We start from the raw sequence: 19,635 nt of genomic DNA, 5'->3' as shown, positions 1-19,635 counted from the left end.
GGCGAGGCCCGCGTCGGCAACTGAAGGAGACCCTGGTGAAGGTCGGCTGCATCGGACTCGGCGACATCGCGCAGAAGGCGTACCTGCCGGTGCTCGGCGTCCAGCCGGGGGTCGAGCTGCATCTGCAGACGCGGACGCCCGCGACCCTGGCCCGGGTCGGCGACAGCCTCCACCTGCCGCCGGAGCAGCGGCACACCGACCTGTCGGACCTGCTGGCGCAGAACCTCGACGCGGCCTTCGTACACGCCGCGACCGTCGCACACCCCGAGATCGTGACGCGGCTCCTGGAGGCGGGCGTGCCGACCTTCGTCGACAAGCCGCTCGCGTACGAACTCGCCGACTCCGAGCGTCTGGTGCGCCTCGCGGAAGAGCGGAACGTCAGTCTCGCCGTCGGATTCAACCGGCGTCACGCTCCCGGGTACACGCAGTGTGCCGATCACCCCCGCGAGCTGATCCTGATGCAGAAGAACCGGATTGGGCTGCCCGAGGACGTGCGCACGTTGGTCCTCGACGACTTCATCCACGTCGTGGACACGCTGCGGTTCCTGGTGCCTGGGCCGGTCGACGACGTGACCGTGCGGGCCCGGGTCGAGGGCGGCCTGGTCCACCATGTCGTACTGCAACTCGCCGGGGACGGCTTCACGGCGCTCGGCGTGATGAACCGGCTGAGCGGTTCGGCGGAGGAGATCCTCGAGGTCTCGGGGCAGGACACCAAGCGTCAGGTGGTCAACCTCGCGGAGGTGATCGACCACAAGGGGCAGCCGTCGGTGCGGCGGCGCGGGGACTGGGTGCCTGTGGCCCGGCAGCGCGGCATCGAGCAGAGTGTGCTCGCCTTCCTCGACGCGGTGCGCGCCGGCAAGGTGCTCAGTGCCCGTGACGCGCTGGCGACTCATGAACTGTGCGAGCGGGTGGTACGAGCGGTTCAGGAGCGGTCCGCCGAGGCCTGAACGCCCGGAAGCCCTCCGTCGCGCACAGTGCCGCCAGGATCAGCAGCGCCGCGTGCACCGGCCAGTCGCCGAACCGGACGTACGGGGTGACGCCGCGCGCGAGCGGTACGTCGTACACCACCGCCGCGCTCGCGTCCGTGCCGAGCCAGGAGCCGATCCGCTCGCCGCTCGGGCCGTACACGGCGGAGACCCCGGTCAGCGTCGCGTGCACCATCGGGCGGCCGGTCTCGGCGGCCCTCAGCGCGGCGAGCGAGGCGTGCTGCTCGGGGGCCCAGCTGTGCTGGAAGGTCGAGGTCGAGGACTGCGCGAGGAGAACCTCGGCACCGTCCTGGGCGAGATGGCGGCTCATGTCGGGGAAGGCGGTCTCGAAGCAGATCAGCGGGCCGACGCGCAGTCCGTGCCCGACGTTCATCACGACCTGCTCGGTGCCCTTCCTTCGGTCCTCGCCCGCGGCTTTCCCGACCGAGGTCGCCCAGCCGAGGAGGGAACGGGCGGGTATGTACTCGCCGAAGGGGACGAGCCGCATCTTGTCGTAGCGGTCGCCAGTCGGACCCTGCGGTCCCACCAGGACGGAACTCTTGTAGATCCCGGGCCGGTCGGAGCGGTGCGCGTCGACGTTCACCATGATGTCGGCGCCGGTCAGCCGGGACAGCGCGGCGAGCCGGCTCGCCAGGTCGGGGCGGTCCGCGAGGTCGAAGCCGACGCTGCTCTCGCCCCAGACGACGAGGTCGGGGTCCTGTCCGGCGAGGGTGCGGGTGAGGGCCTCCTCGCGTGAGAAACGCGCCTCGGCACTGTTCGCGCCGCCGATCACCCCGGGCTGTACGACGGCGATCCGGACCTGGCCCGTCACGTCCGGGCGCGGCGACCACACCCAGGTCGCAGAGGTCACGGCGGCCGTCGCGGCCAGTCCGGCGACGGCGGGCATACGTGACTCACGCACCGCGACCAGTACGGCGACCGCCACATTGACGGCGACCACCAGGAAGCTGAGCAGCCACACCCCGCCGACCGACGCGAGCCGCAGCGCGGGCCCGACCTGCCACTGGCTCGACCCGAGCAGTCCCCAGGGCCCGCCGAGGCCCTGCCAGGACCGGACGAGTTCGACCATCAGCCACCCCGACGGCAGGACCAGGAACGCGGCCCCGACCCGCCCCGCCGAGGGCACCCCGCCGAGGAACCGCCGGACGAGCCAGCCCCAGGGTGCCCACAGCACGCCGAGCAGCGCCGCTACGACGATCGTGAACACGTGCAGACTCGGCAGCAGCCAGTGGTGCACGGCCAGCATGAAGCCCAGCCCGCCGAACCAGCCGTCGTACGCGGCCCGCCTGCCCGTCGGGGCCGAGCGGGCCAGCAGGATCCAGGGCACCAGGGCGACGTACGCGAACCACCACCACGAAGGAGTAGGGAAGGCGAGCATCGGCAGCGCGCCGGCCAGTGCGGCGACGATCGCCCGCCGCCACGGGGAGGCGAGCCAGAGATCGGGCCCACTGCCCAGCCAACGCTCGCGCCAACGCTCGGGCCTCTTCATACAGAGCCTCCCTCCCCGGGGGATGCCTCCAGTGTGCGCGTCGGCGACGATCTCCGACAGAGGGCGTCCCGTCAGGGCTTTTTGGTCAGGGGGCGCCACTCGGGCGGCTTGCGGTCGGCGCGTCCGGTCAGGTGGCGGCGGGTTCCTGGCTCGGCTGCGGGGCGCGGCGCCATTTCTCCTGGACGACGACCTCGCGCAGGCGCCAGCCCAGGTCCGTACGCACCAGTCCGAAGGCGTACCGGCCGCCGCACACGAAGTCGGGCGCGGTGGACCCACCGTCGTGGCCCGCGAACCGCATCGGATTGATGTAGTCCGCCTGGACCCGGGCCGTGTCGCCCGTTTCCTGGTCCAGCGACCCGAACCGCAGCCGCCGGTTCACGATCAGATGCTGGCGCATGGGGAAGAGCTCCATGCTCTGCGCGAGCCATCCCGCGACCTCGTCGGCGCCGCCCTCGACACCTCCGGCCGAGCGGTAGTCGGCGCGTCCGTCCGGTGCGAACAGCCTCCGGTACGCCTCCCAGTCGCCGTCGTCGACGGCCACCGCGTACTCGGTGACGAGTCCGTCCACGGCGAATCGGTCCATCACGGTCGCGAGCTCCACACGCTGCGTCATCGGCTCAGTGTTGGCCACGGAGGGTGCGCAGCCAAGGGGCGTGCGCCAACAGGTGCATAACTCCGCCTCGTAGACAAAGGGAGTTGGTGCGGATGGGCGATTTCTATACTGATCGGATGATCACCGTACCGCTCAGCGCGCTCGAAGTGGCCATGGTCCAAGCGGGCGCCCGAGCCGCAGACACCTTACGAGACACCACCGAGTTCGCCCGGCGCCTGGAAGGCCTCGGTTACCTGCGACTCTGGTACGCCGAGCATCACCATTCTCCGGCCATCGGAGCGTTCCCGCCCGTCGTCCTGACCGCCCACGCGGCCGCGTTGACGTCGTCCATCCGTCTCGGCTCCGGGGGCGTTCTCGCTCCGAACCACGCCCCGATCATGCTGGCGGAGCAATTCGGCACGCTGTCCGCACTGCACGCGGGCCGGATCGACCTGGGCATCGGCCGCGGCCCGGGTACCTTCGACGATTCCACGGCGCGGGCCCTGCGCCGCGGGGCCGGTCCGGCAACGGACGACGAGTACCGCGACGACGTGTCGTCGACTCTGCGTTTCCTGGTGGACGAAGTCGCACTCAGCCCGCTCCCGGAGCCGTGGCTGCTGTCCTCGAGCACGGCCGGCGCCGCGCTCGCCGCGGAACTCGGGCTGCCGATCGCCTTCGCCCATCACATTCGTCCCGACAACACCCTGGCCGCGCTCAGCCACTACCGCGAACGTTTCTCCCCCTCCCGCTGGTGCGCGCGCCCGCGCGTGCTGATCTGCGTGGAAACGGTGTGCGCCGAGACGGATGAGGAGGCGGCCCGGCTGGCCGGCCCGATGGATGTCGTCAAGGCCGGACTCCTCAAGGGGCGAGGCGACATCCCCTTCCCCACGCCCGGAGAGGCAGCGACCCACTCGTTCACCGCGGAAGAGGTGCGGGCGCTGACGAGCTTCCGTGCCCAACAGGCACACGGCTCACCCGAGACCGTCGCGAAGCACCTGACGGACCTGGTGGACCTGACGGGTGCGGACGAACTCATGCTCGTGACGCCCATCTACGCGTTGGCCGACCGATTGAGGTCGTACGAACTCGTCAAGCAGCACGTCATGGAGGAACCTCGTGCCGACGGACGACGTTCATGAAGCATGGCTGTGATCTACAAGACCACGATGACGCCCAGCAAGCTGGAGCTCCTTACCGCCTGGCTTCCCAGGCAGCCGTGGTACATCGGCATGGCGAGTGAGCCGCACCTGACCAAGGCCGGTGGCTTTCGGCTCGATGATCCGCAAGGGGAGGTGGGAATCGAGTTCATGGTGGTCACGGACACCTCCGGCGAGCGACCGCGCTCCTACCACGTGCCGCTCAGCTACCGCGGGGCGCCGCTCGACGGAGCCGATCGGGGGCTCATCGGCACGTCCGAGCACGGGGTGTTGGGAAGGCGGTGGGTGTACGACGGGACCCATGACCCGGTCCTCGTCGCTCAACTACTCGATCTCCTCCAGGGCCGCGCCGTGCCGCAGGCGCAGAGCGAGACCAACACCCCGGCCCCCTCCGTCACGAGCTACTTCACGGGGGTCGGCTTCTCAACCGTGATCGCGTCGGCAGTCGTCGACGACAGACAGCACGGCACCGCCATCGTGGTGGAAACCAAGGAAGAAGCCGGGCCGCACAGTCAGTCGGCGGGCGCCGTGACCATCGACGTGATGCGTGTCCTCCGGCCCGACACGCAGGTTTCCCAGGCCCATGCGGCCCGGGCGGCCCGAGGACATGTCGTTGCCGACTGGCGCTCGAAGAACGGCGACGAGAGCCGAGGTCTGTTTGTCGTCCTGCGCGACACAGCGCGTTGACCGGACTCCCCGGCGCCGACCGTAGTCCCCCCTCCCACCTCTCCCACCCGTTCCGGCCGGACAAAGACCGCGGCTGCCCACGCCTGGTGCTCGCCGTACCCCGCTCGTCCACTCGGTCGCGCGTCGGCCAAGGGGTGGTCAAGACCGCGCATCCTGGAACTGTCGCGTATTGACCTTGTGTTCCGCCCGGAGTTGGATCTTGCCTGCCCGTGCGGGTGTCCGGGCGGTGAGAGAGGTACGACGGTGGCTGGTGACGCCCGCGACGGGCTGATACGCGTGGTGTATCTGGAGCGGATGTCCGCGCTGATGACGGCCGCGGGCGCGGTGCTGTCCGAAGGCGTGCTGCTCGCCCTGGTCGGCACGGCTCACCGCCGCGAGATGCTGATGGTGGGATCGGTCGCGATCGTTTTCGTGTCCGTGGCGCTGCTGCCGATGTGTCTTCGTCTCCCCGCCCGGCTGCGCCGCACCTACGACGATGCCGCGCCGATCGAGAGCGTCGCCGCACCGCGCGACGGACAGGACGCGGTGCGGCGGCTGTCGCTGTGGCGCACGGCGGGATTCGTGGGTGTCCTGGCCTGCTGGCTGCTGTTCATCGGCCTGACGTCCCATCAAGTGATGCCGCCGATCATGCTGGTCACGCTTGCCCTGGCCCAGTGGGCGCGGTCCCGGGCGACCGCGAGGTGGGAGCGCGCGAACGGGGCCGTGCTGTGGCAGGGCGTCCCTGGTCTGCGGGGATCCCGACGCCGCGTGTTCCGTGTGCCGACCGGCGTTGCGGACCCTGTCGCTTAGGGCCTGTCCGGCGGATCGCCGTGGAGTCGCAGCGTTCTCGTCTTCGACATCAGCGGGGAGGGCTTCGGCTGGGCGGCACCCTGGACGAGGGCGTGTCGGCGCACCTTTGCCCCCTGCCCGGCGATGCGTCCTCGATCGTAGAGTGATCGAAGACCAGTACGGGCTCGAGACGGACCCGGGTTGCCCGTTCGCCACCAGGAGGCACGTATGACACGCCACGTCACCGTCGTCACGGGCGGCAGCCGGGGGATCGGTGCCGCGACGTGCGCGCGTCTCGCGGCGGACGGCCACGACGTGGCGGTGGGGTACGTGCGCGACAGCGCCGCCGCGGAGTGGACCGCGAGCGCCGTCCGCGCGGCGGGGGCCCGCTGCGTCACGGTACGTGTGGACACCTCCGACGAGGACGACGTCGAGCGGCTCTTCGACACGGCGGCGGACCGGCTCGGGCCGGTGACGGGCTTGGTGAACAACGCCGGCGTGACCGGTCCGCTCGGCAGGCTCGCGGACACCGACCCCGCCGATCTACGGCGCGTGGTGGACGTCAACCTGCTGGGCACGCTGCTGTGTTCGCGACGGGCCGCCCGGTCCATGGCGGCCTGGGGGAGCGGCGTCATCGTCAATGTGTCCTCGGCGGCGGCCACACTCGGCAGCCCCGGTGACTTCGTCCATTACGCGGCCACCAAGGCCGCCGTCGACGCCCTGACGGTGGGCCTCGCCAAGGAACTCGGCCCGGACGGCATCCGCGTCAACGCGGTCGCGCCCGGCATGATCGCCACGGAGATGCACGCCACCAGCGGAGATCCGGGCCGCGCCGAGCGCGCCGCCTCGTCGATTCCGCTGCGCCGCGTCGGTCAGGCCGAGGAAGTCGCCGCGGCCATCGCGTGGTTGATGTCGCCCGATGCGTCGTACACGACGGGGGCGGTGTTGCGGGTGTCCGGGGGGCGGTGAGCCCCGACAAGGGTGCCGGTCATCGACCCTTGGACTTCGTGCAGGTCCCCATGCCCGATCTCACGCGGCCTCGACGACCTCTCCGCGTATCGCTTCCGCCCACTTCACGACCAGCAGCTCGTACTCCGCGCGCTCCTGCGCGGAGAGGGAGCCGCCCGCGCGCATCCACAAGGCGCGGATCTGTTCGTTCAGCGCTGCAGCGGACCGCACGGAACCAGAGGACATTAAATCGGGGGACATGCGCATCAGCCTAGGGGCAAGGACTGACACTGCGCTACCGGGCGGCTACTCATCCCGTATGCGGTTCGTCACGGCCGACGCGGAGTGACGCGAACGGGCTCGGTCGATCCGTACGACGGCACGCCGGCCCCGATGCCGAACGCCCCGGAAGACCTCGTCGACGGCGGCCGGATCGTCGGTCGGATCGTCGGTCGGAGGTGTGCCGTCGCCCGACTTCCGCCGGGGCGGCCGGGATCCGCTCACCGACGCTCGGCCCAGGCGCGGGACCAGTCCAGCAGCGGCCCCATCGCGGTGACCAGGTCGTCGCCCGGTGAGGTGCCACGCCGGCTGCGCCGCCGTCGCTGTCTACGCGGCGATGCCCGCCTCGCGGAGTTCCGTGAGGCGCGTGGACAGGACGCTGGAGGACATGCCTTCGCAATGGCGCTGGAGGTCCCGGAAGCCGATCGGGGCGCCGTTGCCGTGCAGTTCCCAGATGACCCGTGGCGTCCAGCGCCGGCCGAGCAGATCCAGCGCCGCCATGACGGGACGACCGGTGTCCGAGCCGCGGACGGGGCGGCCGGGGGCGGGAGCGTCCGAGTCCTGATGGGGGCTGCCGGGAGCCGAGGCGTTCGTGCCTTCGAAAGGGCTGCCGGGGCCCGGACGGCCCCGCCTCGGAATGCCGGAAGCCGAATCGTTCGGCGCGGGTGTCGTGCCCAAGTGAGTACCTCTCGCCGGGAGTCGCTCACCTCTCACCCCTGCGCTTCGATTTCAGAAGCGCAGGGCTGCGAGCCATGAAGCAGCGCATCGACGGCGTCACGCCGCCCTACGAGCCCGAGACCGGCCGCGCGTTGCGCCGGTGGATGCCGCCCGGTGTCGCCCGCGAACCCCTGATGCTGTTCAAGGTGCTGGAGCGCCACCCGGAACTCGCCTCACGCATGCGGGCACTGGGCGCCGGCCTCCTCGTCCACGGTCTGCTGAGCGACGCCGACCGAGAACTCGTCATCGCCCGCGTCGCCGCCCGCTCCGGATGCGCGTACGAATGGGGCGTCCACATGGCGACGTACGCCGAGACGGCCGGACTCATCCCGCGGCAGGTGACGCTCACGGCGACCGGCGGACCCGACCACCCGGCCTCGTCCGACCGGCAGGCGGCGCTGCTGCGTACCGTCGACGAGCTGCACGACACGGCCCGGGTGAGCGACGCGGCCCGGGTGAGCGACGCGGCCTGGAGTGGACTGCGGGAGCACCTCGACGAGCCCGAAGTCCTCGAGCTGCTGGTCCTCGCGGGCTGGTACCGCACGATCGCGTACGTCGCCAACGGCGCGCGGATCGAGCAGGAACCCTGGGCGCTCGCCCTCCCCGGGACGGACCGCTCGGGCGCCTGAGGGGTGGTGAGCCGTCGGCCCGCGGACTGGGCCGGTCAGCCCGCGGACTCGGCCGCGTGCGGGCTCAGCCCGCCGGTCGAGACCAGCGCGATGATGACGATGCCGAGCGCGATCCGGTACCAGACGAACGGCATGAAGCTCTTGTGCGAGATGAACTTCATGAACCACGCGATGACGGCGTATCCGACCGCGAACGCGATCACCGTCGCGAAGATGGTCGGCCCCCACGCCACATGTCCGTTCGCGGTGGCGTCCTTGACCTCGAAGGTGCCCGAGGCGAGTACGGCCGGCATGGCGAGGAGGAAGGAGTAACGGGCCGCCGCGGCGCGGGTGTAGCCCATGAAGAGGCCGCCGCTGATGGTCGCGCCGGACCGGGAGACGCCGGGGATCAGGGCCATCGCCTGGCAGAGGCCGTACAGCAGGCCGTCCTTGACGTTCAGGTCCTCGAGTGCCTTGCGCTGCTTGGGCGCACGGTGCTTCCCGCCGGTCTCGTCACGCGCCGCGAGTCGGTCGGCGATGCCGATGACCACGCCCATGACGATGAGCATCGTCGCGGTGATCCGCAGATCGCGGAACGGGCCCTCGATCTGGTCCTTGAGCGTCAGGCCGAGTACGCCGATGGGTATGGAGCCGACGATGACCAGCCAGCCCATCTGGGCGTCGTGGTTCCGGCGCATCTCCTTGTTCGTGAGCGAGCGGAACCACGCCGCGAGGATCCGGCCGACATCCGCGCGGAAGTAGATCAGTACCGCCGCCTCCGTGCCGAGCTGGGTGATCGCGGTGAAGGCCGCTCCGGGGTCCTCCCAGCCGGAGAACGCCGCCGTCAGGCGCAGATGCGCACTGGAGGAGACGGGAAGGAATTCGGTCAGCCCCTGGACGAGTCCGAGGATGAGGGATTCAAACCAAGACATGAAGTGAGGTGGTCCAAGCGCTGATCGGAAAGGGGCGACGGGCACACCGAGCCGCTGTGGGCGGTGATCACGGGTGTTGGTGGCAGCGTAGCGTCCCCCAAGGACAGCTCTGCCACAGGGGTTTCGTGCGCAGACGGTGGGCGGGCAGTGGGCGGACGGCGAGGCGGGCGGTGACGGTCCTGTGCCGACCCGGTGGGCAACGTCGTCCACGGTGTGACCGGGGTGTTGACCTGCCACTGGACCGGCACATACGTTGCAGTGGAGGAGAAAGCGCTTGCTGCCGCCGGTTCCGCTTCGGTGACACCATGCGTTGGCCAACGTCTGACGTGACGTCCGATGGAGCGCTGATCACGTACATGAGTAAGAGCACCGAGTCCGCCCCCAACCGCCCCGCGACCCCGTTCGAGGGCCGCCGTATCCGGGCCGCCGTCATCGGTACGGGCGCCATCGCGCGCGGGAGCCATGTTCCCGCGCTCGCCCGGCTCGCCGAAGAGGGGGAGACGGAGATCGTCGCCGCGGTCGACATCGCGGAGGACGCCGTCCGGAAGTTCTGCGCCGAGGCGGGCATCCCGCACGCGTACACCGATCTGGACCGCATGCTGGAGGAGCAGCGGCCGGACCTGGTCGCGATCTGCACCCCGCCGACCCTGCACCGGGACCAGACCGTCGCCGCGCTGCGCGCCGGGGCCTGGGTCTGGTGCGAGAAGCCGCCGGTCCTGGCGCTCGCCGACTTCGACGCCGTCGAGGCGGAGGAGGGGAAGGACGGGGGCCCGTACGCGGCCATCGTCTTCCAGCACCGGTTCGGCTCGGGGTCCCGGCACGTGCGGCGCCTCATCGCCGAGCGGACCATGGGCCGCCCGCTCGTCGCGCACTGCCAGACCACCTGGTACCGCAATGCCGAGTACTACGCCGTGCCCTGGCGCGGGCGCTGGGAGACCGAGGGCGGCGGGCCCGCGATGGGACACGGCATCCACCAGATGGACCTGCTCCTGGACCTGATGGGGCCGTGGAGCGAGGTGCGGGCCATGGCCGGGCGCCTGGTGCACGACCTGGAGACGGAGGACGTCTCGACCGCCCTCGTCCGCTTCGAGAGCGGCGCGCTGGCCACGATCGTCAACAGTGTCCTGAGCCCGGACGAGGTGAGCCGCATCCGTATCGACTGCGAGCGCGCCACCGTCGAGCTCACGCACCTTTACGGCCACAGCAATGACAACTGGCGGATCACCCCGGCCCCCGACGTGTCCGACGAGGACGTGGCGGCCTGGCGGGACTTCGGTACGGACGTACCCAGCTCGCATCTGGAGCAGCTGCGGGAGCTGGTCGCGAGCATGCGCGCGGGTGAGCGGCCGCGCAGCAGCGGCGCCGACGGGCGGACCAGCCTGGAACTGATCACCGCGCTCTACAAGTCGGCGTTCACGGACACGACCGTCCGCGCGGGGGAGGTCGGGCCCGGGGACCCGTTCTACACGGCCCTGCACGGGGGCGCGCCGGGCTGGGCGCCGCCCGCCGCGTCCACCGGCGAGTCCGCGTCCACCGTGAGCCAGGAGATGTCGGCATGACCGGGTCCGCGCAGGGTGCGCTGCGTATCGTCCACGTCCATGGTGATCGCATCACGATCAGCGACACGACCACCGGCGTGGAGCTGTTGAGCTACGTCTACCGGCCCGAGGCGGCCTGGGAGGCTCCCAAGCCGTATCTGCACCCCCTCAGGACGCTGACCGGCGACATCGTCACGGACTACCGGCCCAACGACCACCGCTGGCACAAGGGCCTCCAGATGACGGCCTCCCACCTGTCGGGCTCCAACCTGTGGGGCGGCAACACGTACGTCCACGGGGAGGGATACCTCGAACTCCCGGAACGTGTCGGGTCGATGGCACACGTCGGTTTCGACGAGGTGGTCTCGGACGGGGGTCGCGCGGTCATCGCCGAGCGCCTCACCTGGCATCCGTACGACGGTGAGCTGTGGGCCGAGGAGGAGCGCCGCGTCGAGGTGCACGACGTCGATCCCGCGTCGGGTTCCTGGGCGCTGACCTGGACGACCGTGGTCACCAACAGGCGGGACGAGGCGCTGCGCTTCGGCAGCCCGACCACCGCGGGTCGGGAGATGGCCGGCTACACGGGCCTGTTCTGGCGCGGACCGCGTGCCTTCCGGGACGGCCGGATCATCGGGCCGGACTCCGAAGGGCCCGGCCTGATGGGGCGGCAGGCGCCCTGGCTCGCGTACTCCGGCGAGCACGACGGCGCCGACGGCCACGCGACCCTCGTCTTCGCGCACGCCCCCGAGAACGACCACACCGGGGAGGCGGGCGCCCACCCGGCCCACTGGTTCGTGCGCAACGATCCGTTCGCCGCCGTCGCCCCCTCGTTCGCCTTCTTCGACGAGCTCGAACTCGCCCCTGGCGACACCCTCACCCGCCGCTACCGCGTCGTCGTGGCCGACGGGGCCTGGGAGCGCGAGGAGGTCGCCAAATACCTGGAGGAGCACCCGTGGTGAGCGGCGCGCACGAGACCCCGGTGTTCACCGGGTTGCCGGGCGCCGTCGCCGTCTCGCACCTCTGCGTGTACGACTGGCCCGCCGCCGACGGGGTCTTTGGCGGAACCCCCCATCTGCACCTGACCTGTTCGGAGGCGTACGTCGTCACCGGCGGGCGCGGAGCGGTGCAGACGCTGACGACGTCCGGGTACGAGGTCACGCCGCTCGAACCCGGCACGGTCGCGTGGTTCACACCCGGCACCATCCACCGACTGGTCAACGAGGACGACCTGCGCATCACCGTCCTCATGCAGAACAACGGCCTGCCCGAAGCGGGTGACGCCGTGCTCACCCTGCCTCCGGAGTACCTGACCGACCCCGAGACGTACGCGGCCGCGACGGTCATCCCGGCCGACGCGCCCGAGGAGGAGCAGGAGCGGGTCGCCCGGGCCCGGCGGGACCTCGCCCTGGAGGGCTACCGGGCGCTGCGCGCGGCGTACGGGCCCGAGCCGCTCGCCGCGTTCCACCGGGCCGCGGCCGCGCTGGTGCGGCCCCGGCTCGCCGAGTGGCGCGAGCGGTGGCGGCGCGGTGCCGAGGCCGCCGCCGTGGCCACCGGAGAGCAGCTCGACCGGCTGGGGAGAGGCGATGTCTCCCACCTCGCCGACGCCCTCGTACGGGCCGAACGGCCCTCCGCGCACGGCAAGTTCGGGATGTGCGGACGCCTCGACGTCTACCAGGGGACCAATTAGCCCCTGCGGGGGTTCTTCTCCGGGCCCGCGCCACCACAGGCCCGTCCCTACGCCACCGCAGGCCCCGTCGCCGTCCACCCCGGGGTCTGCGGGTGGGCCGTCAGGTGGCCGTGCTCGACCACCTCGCCGCACTCCCGGCACACGACCTGCGGGACCAGCTCATGGCCGCAGGTGTGCTCCAGCACCATGGGACGGAAACCGCCCTTCTGGAGATGGCGGTCGCCCCACGCCATCAGCGTGTGCAGCACCGGCTCCAGTTCCAGGCCGGCCCGGGTGGGCCGGTACTCGTAGCGCTTCGGGCGGTCGCTGTACTCGACCTTCTCCAGTACGCCCGCGTCGACGAGCCGTTTCAGGCGGGCGGTGAGCACATCGCGCGGTGCGCCGATGTTGCGGACGAGCTGGTCGAAGCGGGTGGCGCCGAGCGACACCTCGCGCAGTACCAACAGGGAGTACTTCTCGCCGACGAGAGCGAGTGTGTCGGCGATCGAACAGGGGCGGGCGTCCTTCATGCCACCAGTCTAGGGGGTGGGTTGGTTTGTCCAACTCACTGGGTTACTCTTGAGTCACCTAGTGGGTTTGGAAAACAAACTTGGTGAGTCTGGAGATCGAACATGCGTGATGCCGTCATCGTCGAAGCCGTACGCACCCCCATAGGCAAGGGCAAGCCGAACGGCTCCCTCGCCCACGTCCACCCCGTGGAGCTCCTCGCCCACACACTGCGCACCCTCGTCGAGCGCTCCGGAGTCGATCCGGCGCTGATCGACGACGTCATCGGCGGGACCGTCAGCCAGGTGGGCGAGCAGGCCGCGAACATCACCCGGTACGCGGCGCTCTCGGCGGGCTTTCCCGAGACGGTGCCCGCCACCACCGTGGACCGCCAGTGCGGCTCGTCCCAGCAGGCCGTGCACTTCGCGGCCCAGGGTGTCCTGTCGGGGGCGTACGACATGGTCGTCGCCTGCGGCGTGGAGTCGATGAGCCGTGTGCCCATGGGCTCGAACGTCCGAGGCACCGAGGATCCCTTCGGACCCGGGATCGCGGCGCGCTTCCCGGAGGGCCTGGTGCCGCAGGGCATCAGCGCCGAACTCATCGCCGCCAAGTGGGGCCTGTCGCGCGCGCAGCTGGACGCCTTCGCGGTGGGCTCGCACCAGAAGGCGGCCACGGCCTGGGACAACGGCCTCTTCGACGCCGAGGTCGCGCCCCTGGAGTCCGTGACCCGCGACGAGAGCGTCCGGCCCGCCACCACCACGGAGATACTCGCCGGACTCAAGCCCGCCTACTACGCCCCGGCCTACGCCGAGCGCTTCCCGCAGATCGACTGGTCCGTCACGGCGGGCAACGCGAGCCCGATCAACGACGGCGCGTCGGCCGTGCTGATCACGTCGAGCGAGACCGCGGCCAGGCTCGGCCTGCGCCCGCTCGCCCGCCTGCACAGCTTCGCCGTCACCGGCTCCGACCCGCTGCTGATGCTCACGGGCGTCGTCCCGGCCACCGAGAAGGTGCTCCGCAGGGCGGGGCTCACCCTCGGCGACATCGACCTCTTCGAGGTGAACGAGGCCTTCGCGAGCGTCGTCCTGAGCTGGCAGCAGGAGACGGGTGCGGATCTGTCCCGGGTCAACGTGCACGGCGGGGCGATCGCGCTCGGGCACCCGCTCGGCGCGAGCGGCACCCGGCTGACGACCACCCTCGTGCACGCGATGCGCGAGCGCGGAGCCCGCTACGGGCTGCAGACGATGTGCGAGGCGGGCGGACTCGCCAACGCGATGGTCATCGAGGCCGTGTAATCGCGGACGGCCCGGATCGTCCGGGGTTCCCGAGAGCCGCCGTGCCGGAGGCTGATCAGTGTCCGCGCAGGTGGTGGCGCTTGCGCCAGGCCACCACCGCGCCGACCAGGGCCGGCAGCGCGATGAAGCCCATGGCGATCAGGAAGGCGGGGGAGGTCGGCGCCGAGGCCCGGGCCCCCGCGACGGCGTAAGCGGCGGTGTTCGGGATCGATCCCAGGGCGGTGGCGAGGAGGAACGGCAGCCAGCCCATGCGGGAGACGGCCGCGCAGTAGTTCGCCGCCCAGAAGGGCACGCCGGGGAACAGCCGCGCCATCATCATCGTGCGAAAGCCGTGCCGGCTGAGCTGTCCGTCGGCCGCCTTCAGCCAGCGGGCGCGCAACAGCGGGCGCAGCGCGTCCTGCCCGAGGATCCGGCCGAGCCCGAACGCCACGCCGGCGCCGAGCACCGTGCCGGCGAGCGCGGTGCCGAGGCCCAGCTGCGAGCCGAAGAGCGCGCCCGCCGCGAGGTTGAGCAGCGGCCGGGGCACGAACGCCACCGTGCACAGTCCGTACGCCACCGCGAACACCACGGCCGCCGCGGCGCCGCTGAGCTGTGGCGGCCAGCCGTCGGAGAGCAGCCGCTGCGGTTCGAAGAGCAGCACGCTCGACGCGGCCGCCGCGAGCAGCACCAGCAGCAGGGAGAGCCGGGACCAGGGCGAGAGCAGGACTCTTGTGCAACGGGCGGCGAGGCCCGTGGGCGTGGAGACAGCGAACTCCGCGGCGAGGGAGAGCTCAGCGACGGGAGCCGGGGGAACGGCTGTGGCGGTGCCCCCAGAGCGGGTGGTGGCATCGAGCATTCGGCGACACTAACCGACCCGTGTGTGTGATCGCCGTATGGTTCGTCTCATGGGCGTCACAGCTTCCGGAACGTCGGGTGCGCGGTTCGAGGTGCCGAACAGTTCCCTCGCCGACACCGTGCTGGAACGACTCACCGTCACCTACGGCGCGGCGGCCGATCCGGAACGGGCCGCGTCCATGCGCGCGTACATGAAGGACGTCGCCCCCTTCCTCGGTCTGACCACGCCCGATCGCCGCGTGCTGTCCCGCACGGTCCTCCTCGGAACAGCCGCCCCTGTAGAGGCCGATTGCACCGCCGTGGCGCTGCGCTGCTGGGCGTTGCCGGAGCGCGAGTATCACTATTTCGCCGTCGACTACCTGCGCCGCCATGTGAGGCAACTCTCTTCCGGTTTCCTCCCGGTGACGCGCCATCTCGTCGGCACGGTCTCCTGGTGGGACACCGTCGACGCCCTCGCCGCCCACGTGGTGGGAGGCCTCGTGGCCGCCGATCCGAAGCTGAAGAGCGACATGGACGCGTGGATCGAGGACGAGGACCTGTGGGTCGCCCGTACGGCCCTGCTCCACCAGCTCCCTTACAAGGAGACGACCGACACCGAGCGGCTCTTCGCCTACTGCGTACGGCAGTCCGGACATCCCGACTTCTTCATCCGCAAGGCGATCGGCTGGTGTCTGCGCGAGTACGCGAAGACGGACCCGGAGGCGGTACGGGCCTTCGTCGCCCGGGAACAGGGGCGGCTCGCGCCCCTCTCCGTACGCGAGGCGCTCAAGAACATCGGCCCCTGACACACCGGCAGAAACACCCGCCACACCCGCCCTCGTGGCGGGAAAAACCATTCGACGTGGCCGGATACGTCGGCGATGATCGCCTCATGATCCGGCACGCCTTCCTCCTCGCAGCATCCGCAGTCGCGGATGCGCCGAAGGCTGCCGTCCCGATCATCGTGGCCGCCGTCGACGGCGCCCGAAGCTGACCCTTCCCGGATCGTCCGGCGGACCCCGCAGGGGGAGGGTCGGCAAGTCCTTGGGGTCCCCGTCCCGGCCGCTGAGCGCCGGGACCATCACTCAGCTCCGCTGACACTGAAGAGGCTTCGAGGTATCGCCATGCCCAAGACGGCATACGTCCGCACCAAACCGCATCTGAACATCGGCACGATGGGTCACGTCGACCACGGCAAGACCACCCTGACCGCCGCCATCACCAAGGTCCTCGCCGAGCGCGGCTCCGGCAGCAGTACCCGATACGTATCGTTCGACCAGATCGACCGGGCGCCGGAGGAGGCCGCGCGCGGCATCACCATCAACATCGCGCACGTCGAGTACGAGACCGACACCCGCCACTACGCGCACGTGGACATGCCGGGTCACGCCGACTACGTCAAGAACATGGTCACCGGCGCGGCGCAGCTCGACGGGGCGATCCTCGTCGTCTCCGCGCTCGACGGGATCATGCCGCAGACCGCCGAGCACGTGCTGCTCGCCCGGCAGGTGGGCGTCGACCACATCGTCGTCGCCCTGAACAAGGCCGACGCGGGCGACGAGGAGCTGACCGACCTCGTGGAGCTGGAGGTCCGCGAGCTGCTCTCCGCGCACGGCTACGGGGGCGAGTCCGTACCCGTCGTACGGGTGTCCGGTCTCAAGGCGCTTGCGGGCGACCCCCGTTGGACGGCGGCGATCGACGCGCTGCTCGACGCGGTGGACACGTATGTGCCCATGCCCGAGCGGTACCTCGACGCGCCGTTCCTGTTGCCGGTCGAGAACGTGCTCACGATCACCGGGCGCGGGACGGTCGTCACCGGCGCGGTCGAGCGCGGCACGATCCGGGTCGGCGACCGCGTCGAAGTGCTCGGCGCGGCCGTCGACACGGTGGTGACCGGCCTGGAGACCTTCGGCAAGCCCATGGACGAGGCGCAGGCCGGGGACAACGTGGCGCTGCTGCTGCGCGGGGTGCCCCGCGACGCCGTACGCCGCGGGCACATCGTCGCCGCGCCCGGCAGCGTCGTCCCCAGTCGCCGCTTCTCGGCCCAGGTGTACGTCCTGTCGACGGGCGAGGGCGGTCGTACGACGCCCGTCTCCACCGGGTACCGGCCGCAGTTCTACATCCGCACCGCGGACGTGGTCGGTGACGTCGACCTCGGCGAGCGGGCGGTCGCCCGGCCCGGCGACACCGTCACGATGACGGTCGAGCTCGGGCGCGAGGTGCCGCTGGAGCCGGGGCTCGGCTTCGCGATCCGCGAGGGCGGCCGGACGGTCGGCGCGGGGACGGTGACCTCGGTGGGCTGACGGCCGAGGGGCAGGACGAGGGTGCCCGTCCCGCTACGAGGGTGCCCGCTCCCGCTACGAGGGGAGCGGGCACCGACTCGTACCGATCGCCGTAGCAGAGGCCGCGGCCCGCGCGGCCGTCAGGCAGCGCTGACACTGCTCCTGAAAGGGGCGGCACAATGGATCCGTGGACGAGCCGATACCCGTGACACGGACCGTGGATCATGGAACCGCCAAGCTGATGCCGGACGTGGACCGGAGGCGGGCCTGGCTGCTCACGGTCGATGGCGCGCCGCAGTCGTACGTCGATCTGGACGAGCCGACCCATCTGGAGTTCGAGTACGCCCGACGGCTCGGGCACGTCCTGGACACGGTCGTGGAGTCGGGACGGCCCCTGGACGTGCTCCACCTCGGCGGCGGAGCCCTGACGCTGCCCCGCTATGTGGCCGCGACCCGCCCCGGCTCACGGCAGGACGTGGTGGAGGCCGACCTGGGCCTGCTGGAGCTGGTCCGCGAGCACCTGCCCCTGCCCGAGGACGCGGGCATCACGCTGCACGGCGCGGACGCGAGAGGCTGGCTCGAATCCGCCGCGCCCGCCTCCGCCGACATCGTGATCGCGGACGTCTTCGGCGGCGCGCGCGTCCCGGCGCACCTGACGTCCACGGCGTACGCGCGCGCCGCCGCGCGCGTGCTGCGCGAGGACGGCGTCTATCTGGCCAACCTCGCCGACGCCGCGCCCTTCGTCTTTCTGCGCTCCCAACTCGCCACGTTCGCGACCGTGTTCGAGGAGCTGTCCCTGATCGCCGAACCCGGTGTGCTGCGCGGGCGGCGCTTCGGCAACGCGGTGCTCGTGGCCTCCCACCGCCCGCTCGACACGGCCGTCCTCGCCCGCCGCACGGCCGCCGACGCCTTCCCGGCGCGCGTCGAAAGCGGCGCGGCGCTGCGGGAGTTCATCGGCTCCGCCGCACCCGTGAGCGACGAGGACGCGGTTGCCTCACCCGAGCCGCCCGGCGGTGCCTTCAGCATCGGCTGACCGGAGCTCGACCCCCGCCACCGGTGACCCCTGGGCCACCGCCTTGGTCCGCCGGGTCAGATTCCGTACGTCCGGCACGCACAACACCGCCGCCGTGACCACGACGACCAGCGCCGAACAGCCCCACAGGGCGGTCGTACGCCCGAGGGCCGCTTCCGCCGGGCCCGCCAGGGCGGTGGCCAGCGGGACCATCGCGATCGAGCCGAACCAGTCGTACGCCGAGACGCGGGAGAGCTTGTCCTCGGGGATCTCCTGGTGCAGCGAGGTCATCCACGACACCCCGAAGACCTCGATCGCCGCACCGCTGACGAACATCACGGCACACAGCGGACCCACCGGGACCGGCACCGCGAGCGCGGCGGCCGGGGCGGCCAGGGGGAAGACGCAGAGAGTGCCCGCGAGCAGGAGCCGGCGCGGCTTCCAGCGGGTCATCAGCAGTGCGCCGCCGACGGTTCCGGCACCGAACGCGCCGAGCGCGAGTCCCCACGGCCCCGGGCCGCCGAGGCTGTCCCGGGCGACCAGCGGACCGTAGACCGCGTCGGCGGCGCCGACGACCGCGACCACCACGGAGAACTGGGCGACGATCGTCCACAGCCACGGCCGTCCGACGAACTCCCGCCAGCCCTCGCGGAGATCGGAGAGCAGCCCGCCGCCGGGTTCGCGCGGCGGGATGTGACTCACGTCGAGGAACGACCGCAGCGCCCCGGCGACCGCGAACGCCACCGCGTCCACGGCGAGCACCCAGCCGGGCCCGACCACGGCCACCATCGCCCCGCCCAGGGCCGCGCCGCCCAGGCCGGCGCCCTGCATCGCCATCCGGAACATGGCGAAGGCGCGGCTGGCATGCTCCCCGCTCACCGAGGACATCAGCATGCCCTCGGCCGCCGGGCTGAAGAACGCCTGCCCGGTGCCGCCGAGCGCGGACAGCAGCATCATCTGCCACAGCCGCGCCTCACCGGCGAGGACGAGGATCGCGAACAACGCCTGCGAGACGCAGTTCAGGGCGTTGGCCGCGACCATCACCCGATGGCGCGGCAGCCGGTCGGCGACCGCTCCGCCGATCAGCAGGAAGAGCACCAGTGGCAGCGTCCGAGCCGCCGCCACCAGCCCCACGTCACCCCCGTTGCCGCCCGCCCCGAGCACCGCGAACGCCGAGGCGATCAGCGCGCCCTGGCTGCCCAGGTTGGTGACGACCGCGGCGGCGGTCAGCAGGGAGTAGTTGCGGCCCGCCCAGGAGGGGCGGCGGGAGCGGCGGGAGGCGTCGGCGGAGGTCACCGGCCGACTATCGCCGCCGCGGTCCCCGCTTGCCAAACCGTTTGCGCGAGGACCGGGCACCGT

The 19,635-nt window shown here is 71.4% G+C and carries 21 protein-coding genes; 13 read left to right on the top strand and 8 right to left on the bottom strand.

The genetic code is table 11. The features are described 5' to 3' along the window. Positions 1-35 precede the first annotated feature (35 nt). Positions 36-947 (top strand): Gfo/Idh/MocA family protein, encoded by a 912-nt coding sequence (locus ACFVWD_RS27145; RefSeq protein WP_389599743.1) that lies wholly within the window; start codon positions 36-38, stop codon positions 945-947. Here ACFVWD_RS27145 and lnt read toward each other — a convergent pair. Together lnt and ACFVWD_RS27135 are read right to left on the bottom strand one after the other, a co-directional pair. Next, positions 865-2,475: an apolipoprotein N-acyltransferase gene (gene lnt / locus ACFVWD_RS27140; RefSeq protein ID WP_389599741.1), complete on the bottom strand. Its 1,611-nt coding sequence runs from the start codon at positions 2,473-2,475 to the stop codon at positions 865-867. The genes ACFVWD_RS27145 and lnt overlap by 83 nt on opposite strands. Before the next feature lie 127 nt (positions 2,476-2,602). Continuing rightward, positions 2,603-3,088 carry a nuclear transport factor 2 family protein gene (locus tag ACFVWD_RS27135; RefSeq protein ID WP_389599740.1) on the bottom strand — a complete coding sequence of 162 codons (486 nt, stop codon included), beginning with the start codon at positions 3,086-3,088 and terminating at the stop codon, positions 2,603-2,605. A gap of 116 nt (positions 3,089-3,204) precedes the next feature. Between ACFVWD_RS27135 and ACFVWD_RS27130 the strand changes: the two genes are divergently transcribed. The 4 genes from ACFVWD_RS27130 (at position 3,205) to ACFVWD_RS27115 (ending at position 6,648) form a co-directional block, all read left to right on the top strand. Next, positions 3,205-4,206 carry an LLM class flavin-dependent oxidoreductase gene (locus ACFVWD_RS27130; protein ID WP_389599738.1) on the top strand — a complete coding sequence of 334 codons (1,002 nt, stop codon included), beginning with the start codon at positions 3,205-3,207 and terminating at the stop codon, positions 4,204-4,206. A gap of 3 nt (positions 4,207-4,209) precedes the next feature. Further along, on the top strand, positions 4,210-4,911 hold the full coding sequence (locus tag ACFVWD_RS27125) for a 1,4-alpha-glucan branching protein (RefSeq protein ID WP_389599737.1): 702 nt from the start codon (positions 4,210-4,212) through the stop codon (positions 4,909-4,911). 243 nt (positions 4,912-5,154) lie between these two features. Then, positions 5,155-5,700 (top strand): hypothetical protein, encoded by a 546-nt coding sequence (locus tag ACFVWD_RS27120; RefSeq protein WP_389599735.1) that lies wholly within the window; start codon positions 5,155-5,157, stop codon positions 5,698-5,700. 207 nt (positions 5,701-5,907) lie between these two features. Then, positions 5,908-6,648 carry an SDR family NAD(P)-dependent oxidoreductase gene (locus tag ACFVWD_RS27115; protein WP_389599733.1) on the top strand — a complete coding sequence of 247 codons (741 nt, stop codon included), beginning with the start codon at positions 5,908-5,910 and terminating at the stop codon, positions 6,646-6,648. A 60-nt stretch (positions 6,649-6,708) separates the two neighbouring features. On the opposite strand, the gene ACFVWD_RS27110 is transcribed toward ACFVWD_RS27115, so the two are convergent. Next, a complete protein-coding gene (locus ACFVWD_RS27110) occupies positions 6,709-6,888 on the bottom strand; it encodes a hypothetical protein (protein WP_075032584.1) in 180 nt (59 codons plus the stop codon). 345 nt (positions 6,889-7,233) lie between these two features. Continuing rightward, positions 7,234-7,407 carry a winged helix-turn-helix transcriptional regulator gene (locus ACFVWD_RS27105; RefSeq protein ID WP_389599731.1) on the bottom strand — a complete coding sequence of 58 codons (174 nt, stop codon included), beginning with the start codon at positions 7,405-7,407 and terminating at the stop codon, positions 7,234-7,236. Positions 7,408-7,658: 251 nt separating this feature from the next. On the opposite strand from ACFVWD_RS27105, the gene ACFVWD_RS27100 reads away from it, so the two are divergent. Then, complete coding sequence (locus tag ACFVWD_RS27100; protein ID WP_389599730.1) at positions 7,659-8,252, top strand: carboxymuconolactone decarboxylase family protein; 594 nt, start codon at positions 7,659-7,661, stop codon at positions 8,250-8,252. 35 nt (positions 8,253-8,287) lie between these two features. Here the strand turns inward: ACFVWD_RS27100 and ACFVWD_RS27095 are convergent, their stop codons facing one another. Next, positions 8,288-9,163 (bottom strand): undecaprenyl-diphosphate phosphatase, encoded by an 876-nt coding sequence (locus tag ACFVWD_RS27095; RefSeq protein WP_389599729.1) that lies wholly within the window; start codon positions 9,161-9,163, stop codon positions 8,288-8,290. Positions 9,164-9,519: 356 nt separating this feature from the next. On the opposite strand from ACFVWD_RS27095, the gene ACFVWD_RS27090 reads away from it, so the two are divergent. Genes ACFVWD_RS27090 through ACFVWD_RS27080 form a run of 3 tightly spaced genes read left to right on the top strand, consistent with a single transcriptional unit; the run spans position 9,520 to position 12,388 of the window. Next, positions 9,520-10,722, top strand: coding sequence for a Gfo/Idh/MocA family protein (locus ACFVWD_RS27090; protein ID WP_389599728.1), 1,203 nt, complete (start codon positions 9,520-9,522; stop codon positions 10,720-10,722). After that, positions 10,719-11,660, top strand: coding sequence for a PmoA family protein (locus ACFVWD_RS27085; RefSeq protein WP_389599727.1), 942 nt, complete (start codon positions 10,719-10,721; stop codon positions 11,658-11,660). The genes ACFVWD_RS27090 and ACFVWD_RS27085 overlap by 4 nt, the downstream gene beginning before the upstream one ends. Further along, positions 11,657-12,388 (top strand): cupin domain-containing protein, encoded by a 732-nt coding sequence (locus tag ACFVWD_RS27080; RefSeq protein ID WP_389599725.1) that lies wholly within the window; start codon positions 11,657-11,659, stop codon positions 12,386-12,388. Before ACFVWD_RS27085 ends, ACFVWD_RS27080 begins: the two co-directional genes overlap by 4 nt. A 47-nt stretch (positions 12,389-12,435) precedes the next feature. Here the strand turns inward: ACFVWD_RS27080 and ACFVWD_RS27075 are convergent, their stop codons facing one another. Further along, positions 12,436-12,897 carry a winged helix-turn-helix transcriptional regulator gene (locus ACFVWD_RS27075; protein WP_389599723.1) on the bottom strand — a complete coding sequence of 154 codons (462 nt, stop codon included), beginning with the start codon at positions 12,895-12,897 and terminating at the stop codon, positions 12,436-12,438. 102 nt (positions 12,898-12,999) lie between these two features. Between ACFVWD_RS27075 and ACFVWD_RS27070 the strand changes: the two genes are divergently transcribed. Further along, positions 13,000-14,169 (top strand): thiolase family protein, encoded by a 1,170-nt coding sequence (locus tag ACFVWD_RS27070; RefSeq protein ID WP_389599721.1) that lies wholly within the window; start codon positions 13,000-13,002, stop codon positions 14,167-14,169. Between the two features lie 55 nt (positions 14,170-14,224). Here ACFVWD_RS27070 and ACFVWD_RS27065 read toward each other — a convergent pair whose 3' ends face one another. Then, a complete protein-coding gene (locus ACFVWD_RS27065) occupies positions 14,225-15,004 on the bottom strand; it encodes a VTT domain-containing protein (protein WP_360268322.1) in 780 nt (259 codons plus the stop codon). A gap of 49 nt (positions 15,005-15,053) precedes the next feature. On the opposite strand from ACFVWD_RS27065, the gene ACFVWD_RS27060 reads away from it, so the two are divergent. From ACFVWD_RS27060 to ACFVWD_RS27050, 3 genes are all read left to right on the top strand, one after another. Further along, positions 15,054-15,788, top strand: coding sequence for a DNA alkylation repair protein (locus tag ACFVWD_RS27060; protein ID WP_389599719.1), 735 nt, complete (start codon positions 15,054-15,056; stop codon positions 15,786-15,788). A gap of 318 nt (positions 15,789-16,106) precedes the next feature. Next, on the top strand, positions 16,107-17,285 hold the full coding sequence (tuf, locus tag ACFVWD_RS27055; protein ID WP_389599718.1) for an elongation factor Tu: 1,179 nt from the start codon (positions 16,107-16,109) through the stop codon (positions 17,283-17,285). A 166-nt stretch (positions 17,286-17,451) separates the two neighbouring features. Then, positions 17,452-18,297 carry a spermidine synthase gene (locus tag ACFVWD_RS27050; RefSeq protein ID WP_389599716.1) on the top strand — a complete coding sequence of 282 codons (846 nt, stop codon included), beginning with the start codon at positions 17,452-17,454 and terminating at the stop codon, positions 18,295-18,297. On the opposite strand, the gene ACFVWD_RS27045 is transcribed toward ACFVWD_RS27050, so the two are convergent. Then, entirely contained in the window at positions 18,259-19,572 is a 1,314-nt protein-coding gene (locus tag ACFVWD_RS27045) for an MFS transporter (protein WP_389599714.1), read from the bottom strand. The genes ACFVWD_RS27050 and ACFVWD_RS27045 overlap by 39 nt on opposite strands. Between the last annotated feature and the right edge of the window lie 63 nt (positions 19,573-19,635).

Origin of the sequence: Streptomyces sp. NPDC058086, assembly GCF_042885015.1 — a bacterium.
GTDB lineage: Bacteria > Actinomycetota > Actinomycetes > Streptomycetales > Streptomycetaceae > Streptomyces.
This window is presented reverse-complemented; position numbering and strand designations above follow the sequence as displayed.

Coding starts and splice junctions, on each gene's coding strand:
- ACFVWD_RS27115 (WP_389599733.1), top strand. CDS start 5,908: ATGACACGCCACGTCACCGTCGTCACGGGCGGCAGCCGGGGGATCGGT.
- tuf (WP_389599718.1), top strand. CDS start 16,107: ATGCCCAAGACGGCATACGTCCGCACCAAACCGCATCTGAACATCGGC.
- ACFVWD_RS27105 (WP_389599731.1), bottom strand. CDS start 7,407: ATGGCGGCGCTGGATCTGCTCGGCCGGCGCTGGACGCCACGGGTCATC.
- ACFVWD_RS27090 (WP_389599728.1), top strand. CDS start 9,520: ATGAGTAAGAGCACCGAGTCCGCCCCCAACCGCCCCGCGACCCCGTTC.
- ACFVWD_RS27070 (WP_389599721.1), top strand. CDS start 13,000: ATGCGTGATGCCGTCATCGTCGAAGCCGTACGCACCCCCATAGGCAAG.
- ACFVWD_RS27125 (WP_389599737.1), top strand. CDS start 4,210: ATGGCTGTGATCTACAAGACCACGATGACGCCCAGCAAGCTGGAGCTC.
- lnt (WP_389599741.1), bottom strand. CDS start 2,475: ATGAAGAGGCCCGAGCGTTGGCGCGAGCGTTGGCTGGGCAGTGGGCCC.
- ACFVWD_RS27085 (WP_389599727.1), top strand. CDS start 10,719: ATGACCGGGTCCGCGCAGGGTGCGCTGCGTATCGTCCACGTCCATGGT.
- ACFVWD_RS27095 (WP_389599729.1), bottom strand. CDS start 9,163: ATGTCTTGGTTTGAATCCCTCATCCTCGGACTCGTCCAGGGGCTGACC.
- ACFVWD_RS27130 (WP_389599738.1), top strand. CDS start 3,205: ATGATCACCGTACCGCTCAGCGCGCTCGAAGTGGCCATGGTCCAAGCG.
- ACFVWD_RS27075 (WP_389599723.1), bottom strand. CDS start 12,897: ATGAAGGACGCCCGCCCCTGTTCGATCGCCGACACACTCGCTCTCGTC.
- ACFVWD_RS27100 (WP_389599730.1), top strand. CDS start 7,659: ATGAAGCAGCGCATCGACGGCGTCACGCCGCCCTACGAGCCCGAGACC.
- ACFVWD_RS27135 (WP_389599740.1), bottom strand. CDS start 3,088: ATGACGCAGCGTGTGGAGCTCGCGACCGTGATGGACCGATTCGCCGTG.
- ACFVWD_RS27060 (WP_389599719.1), top strand. CDS start 15,054: ATGGGCGTCACAGCTTCCGGAACGTCGGGTGCGCGGTTCGAGGTGCCG.
- ACFVWD_RS27110 (WP_075032584.1), bottom strand. CDS start 6,888: ATGTCCCCCGATTTAATGTCCTCTGGTTCCGTGCGGTCCGCTGCAGCG.
- ACFVWD_RS27065 (WP_360268322.1), bottom strand. CDS start 15,004: ATGCTCGATGCCACCACCCGCTCTGGGGGCACCGCCACAGCCGTTCCC.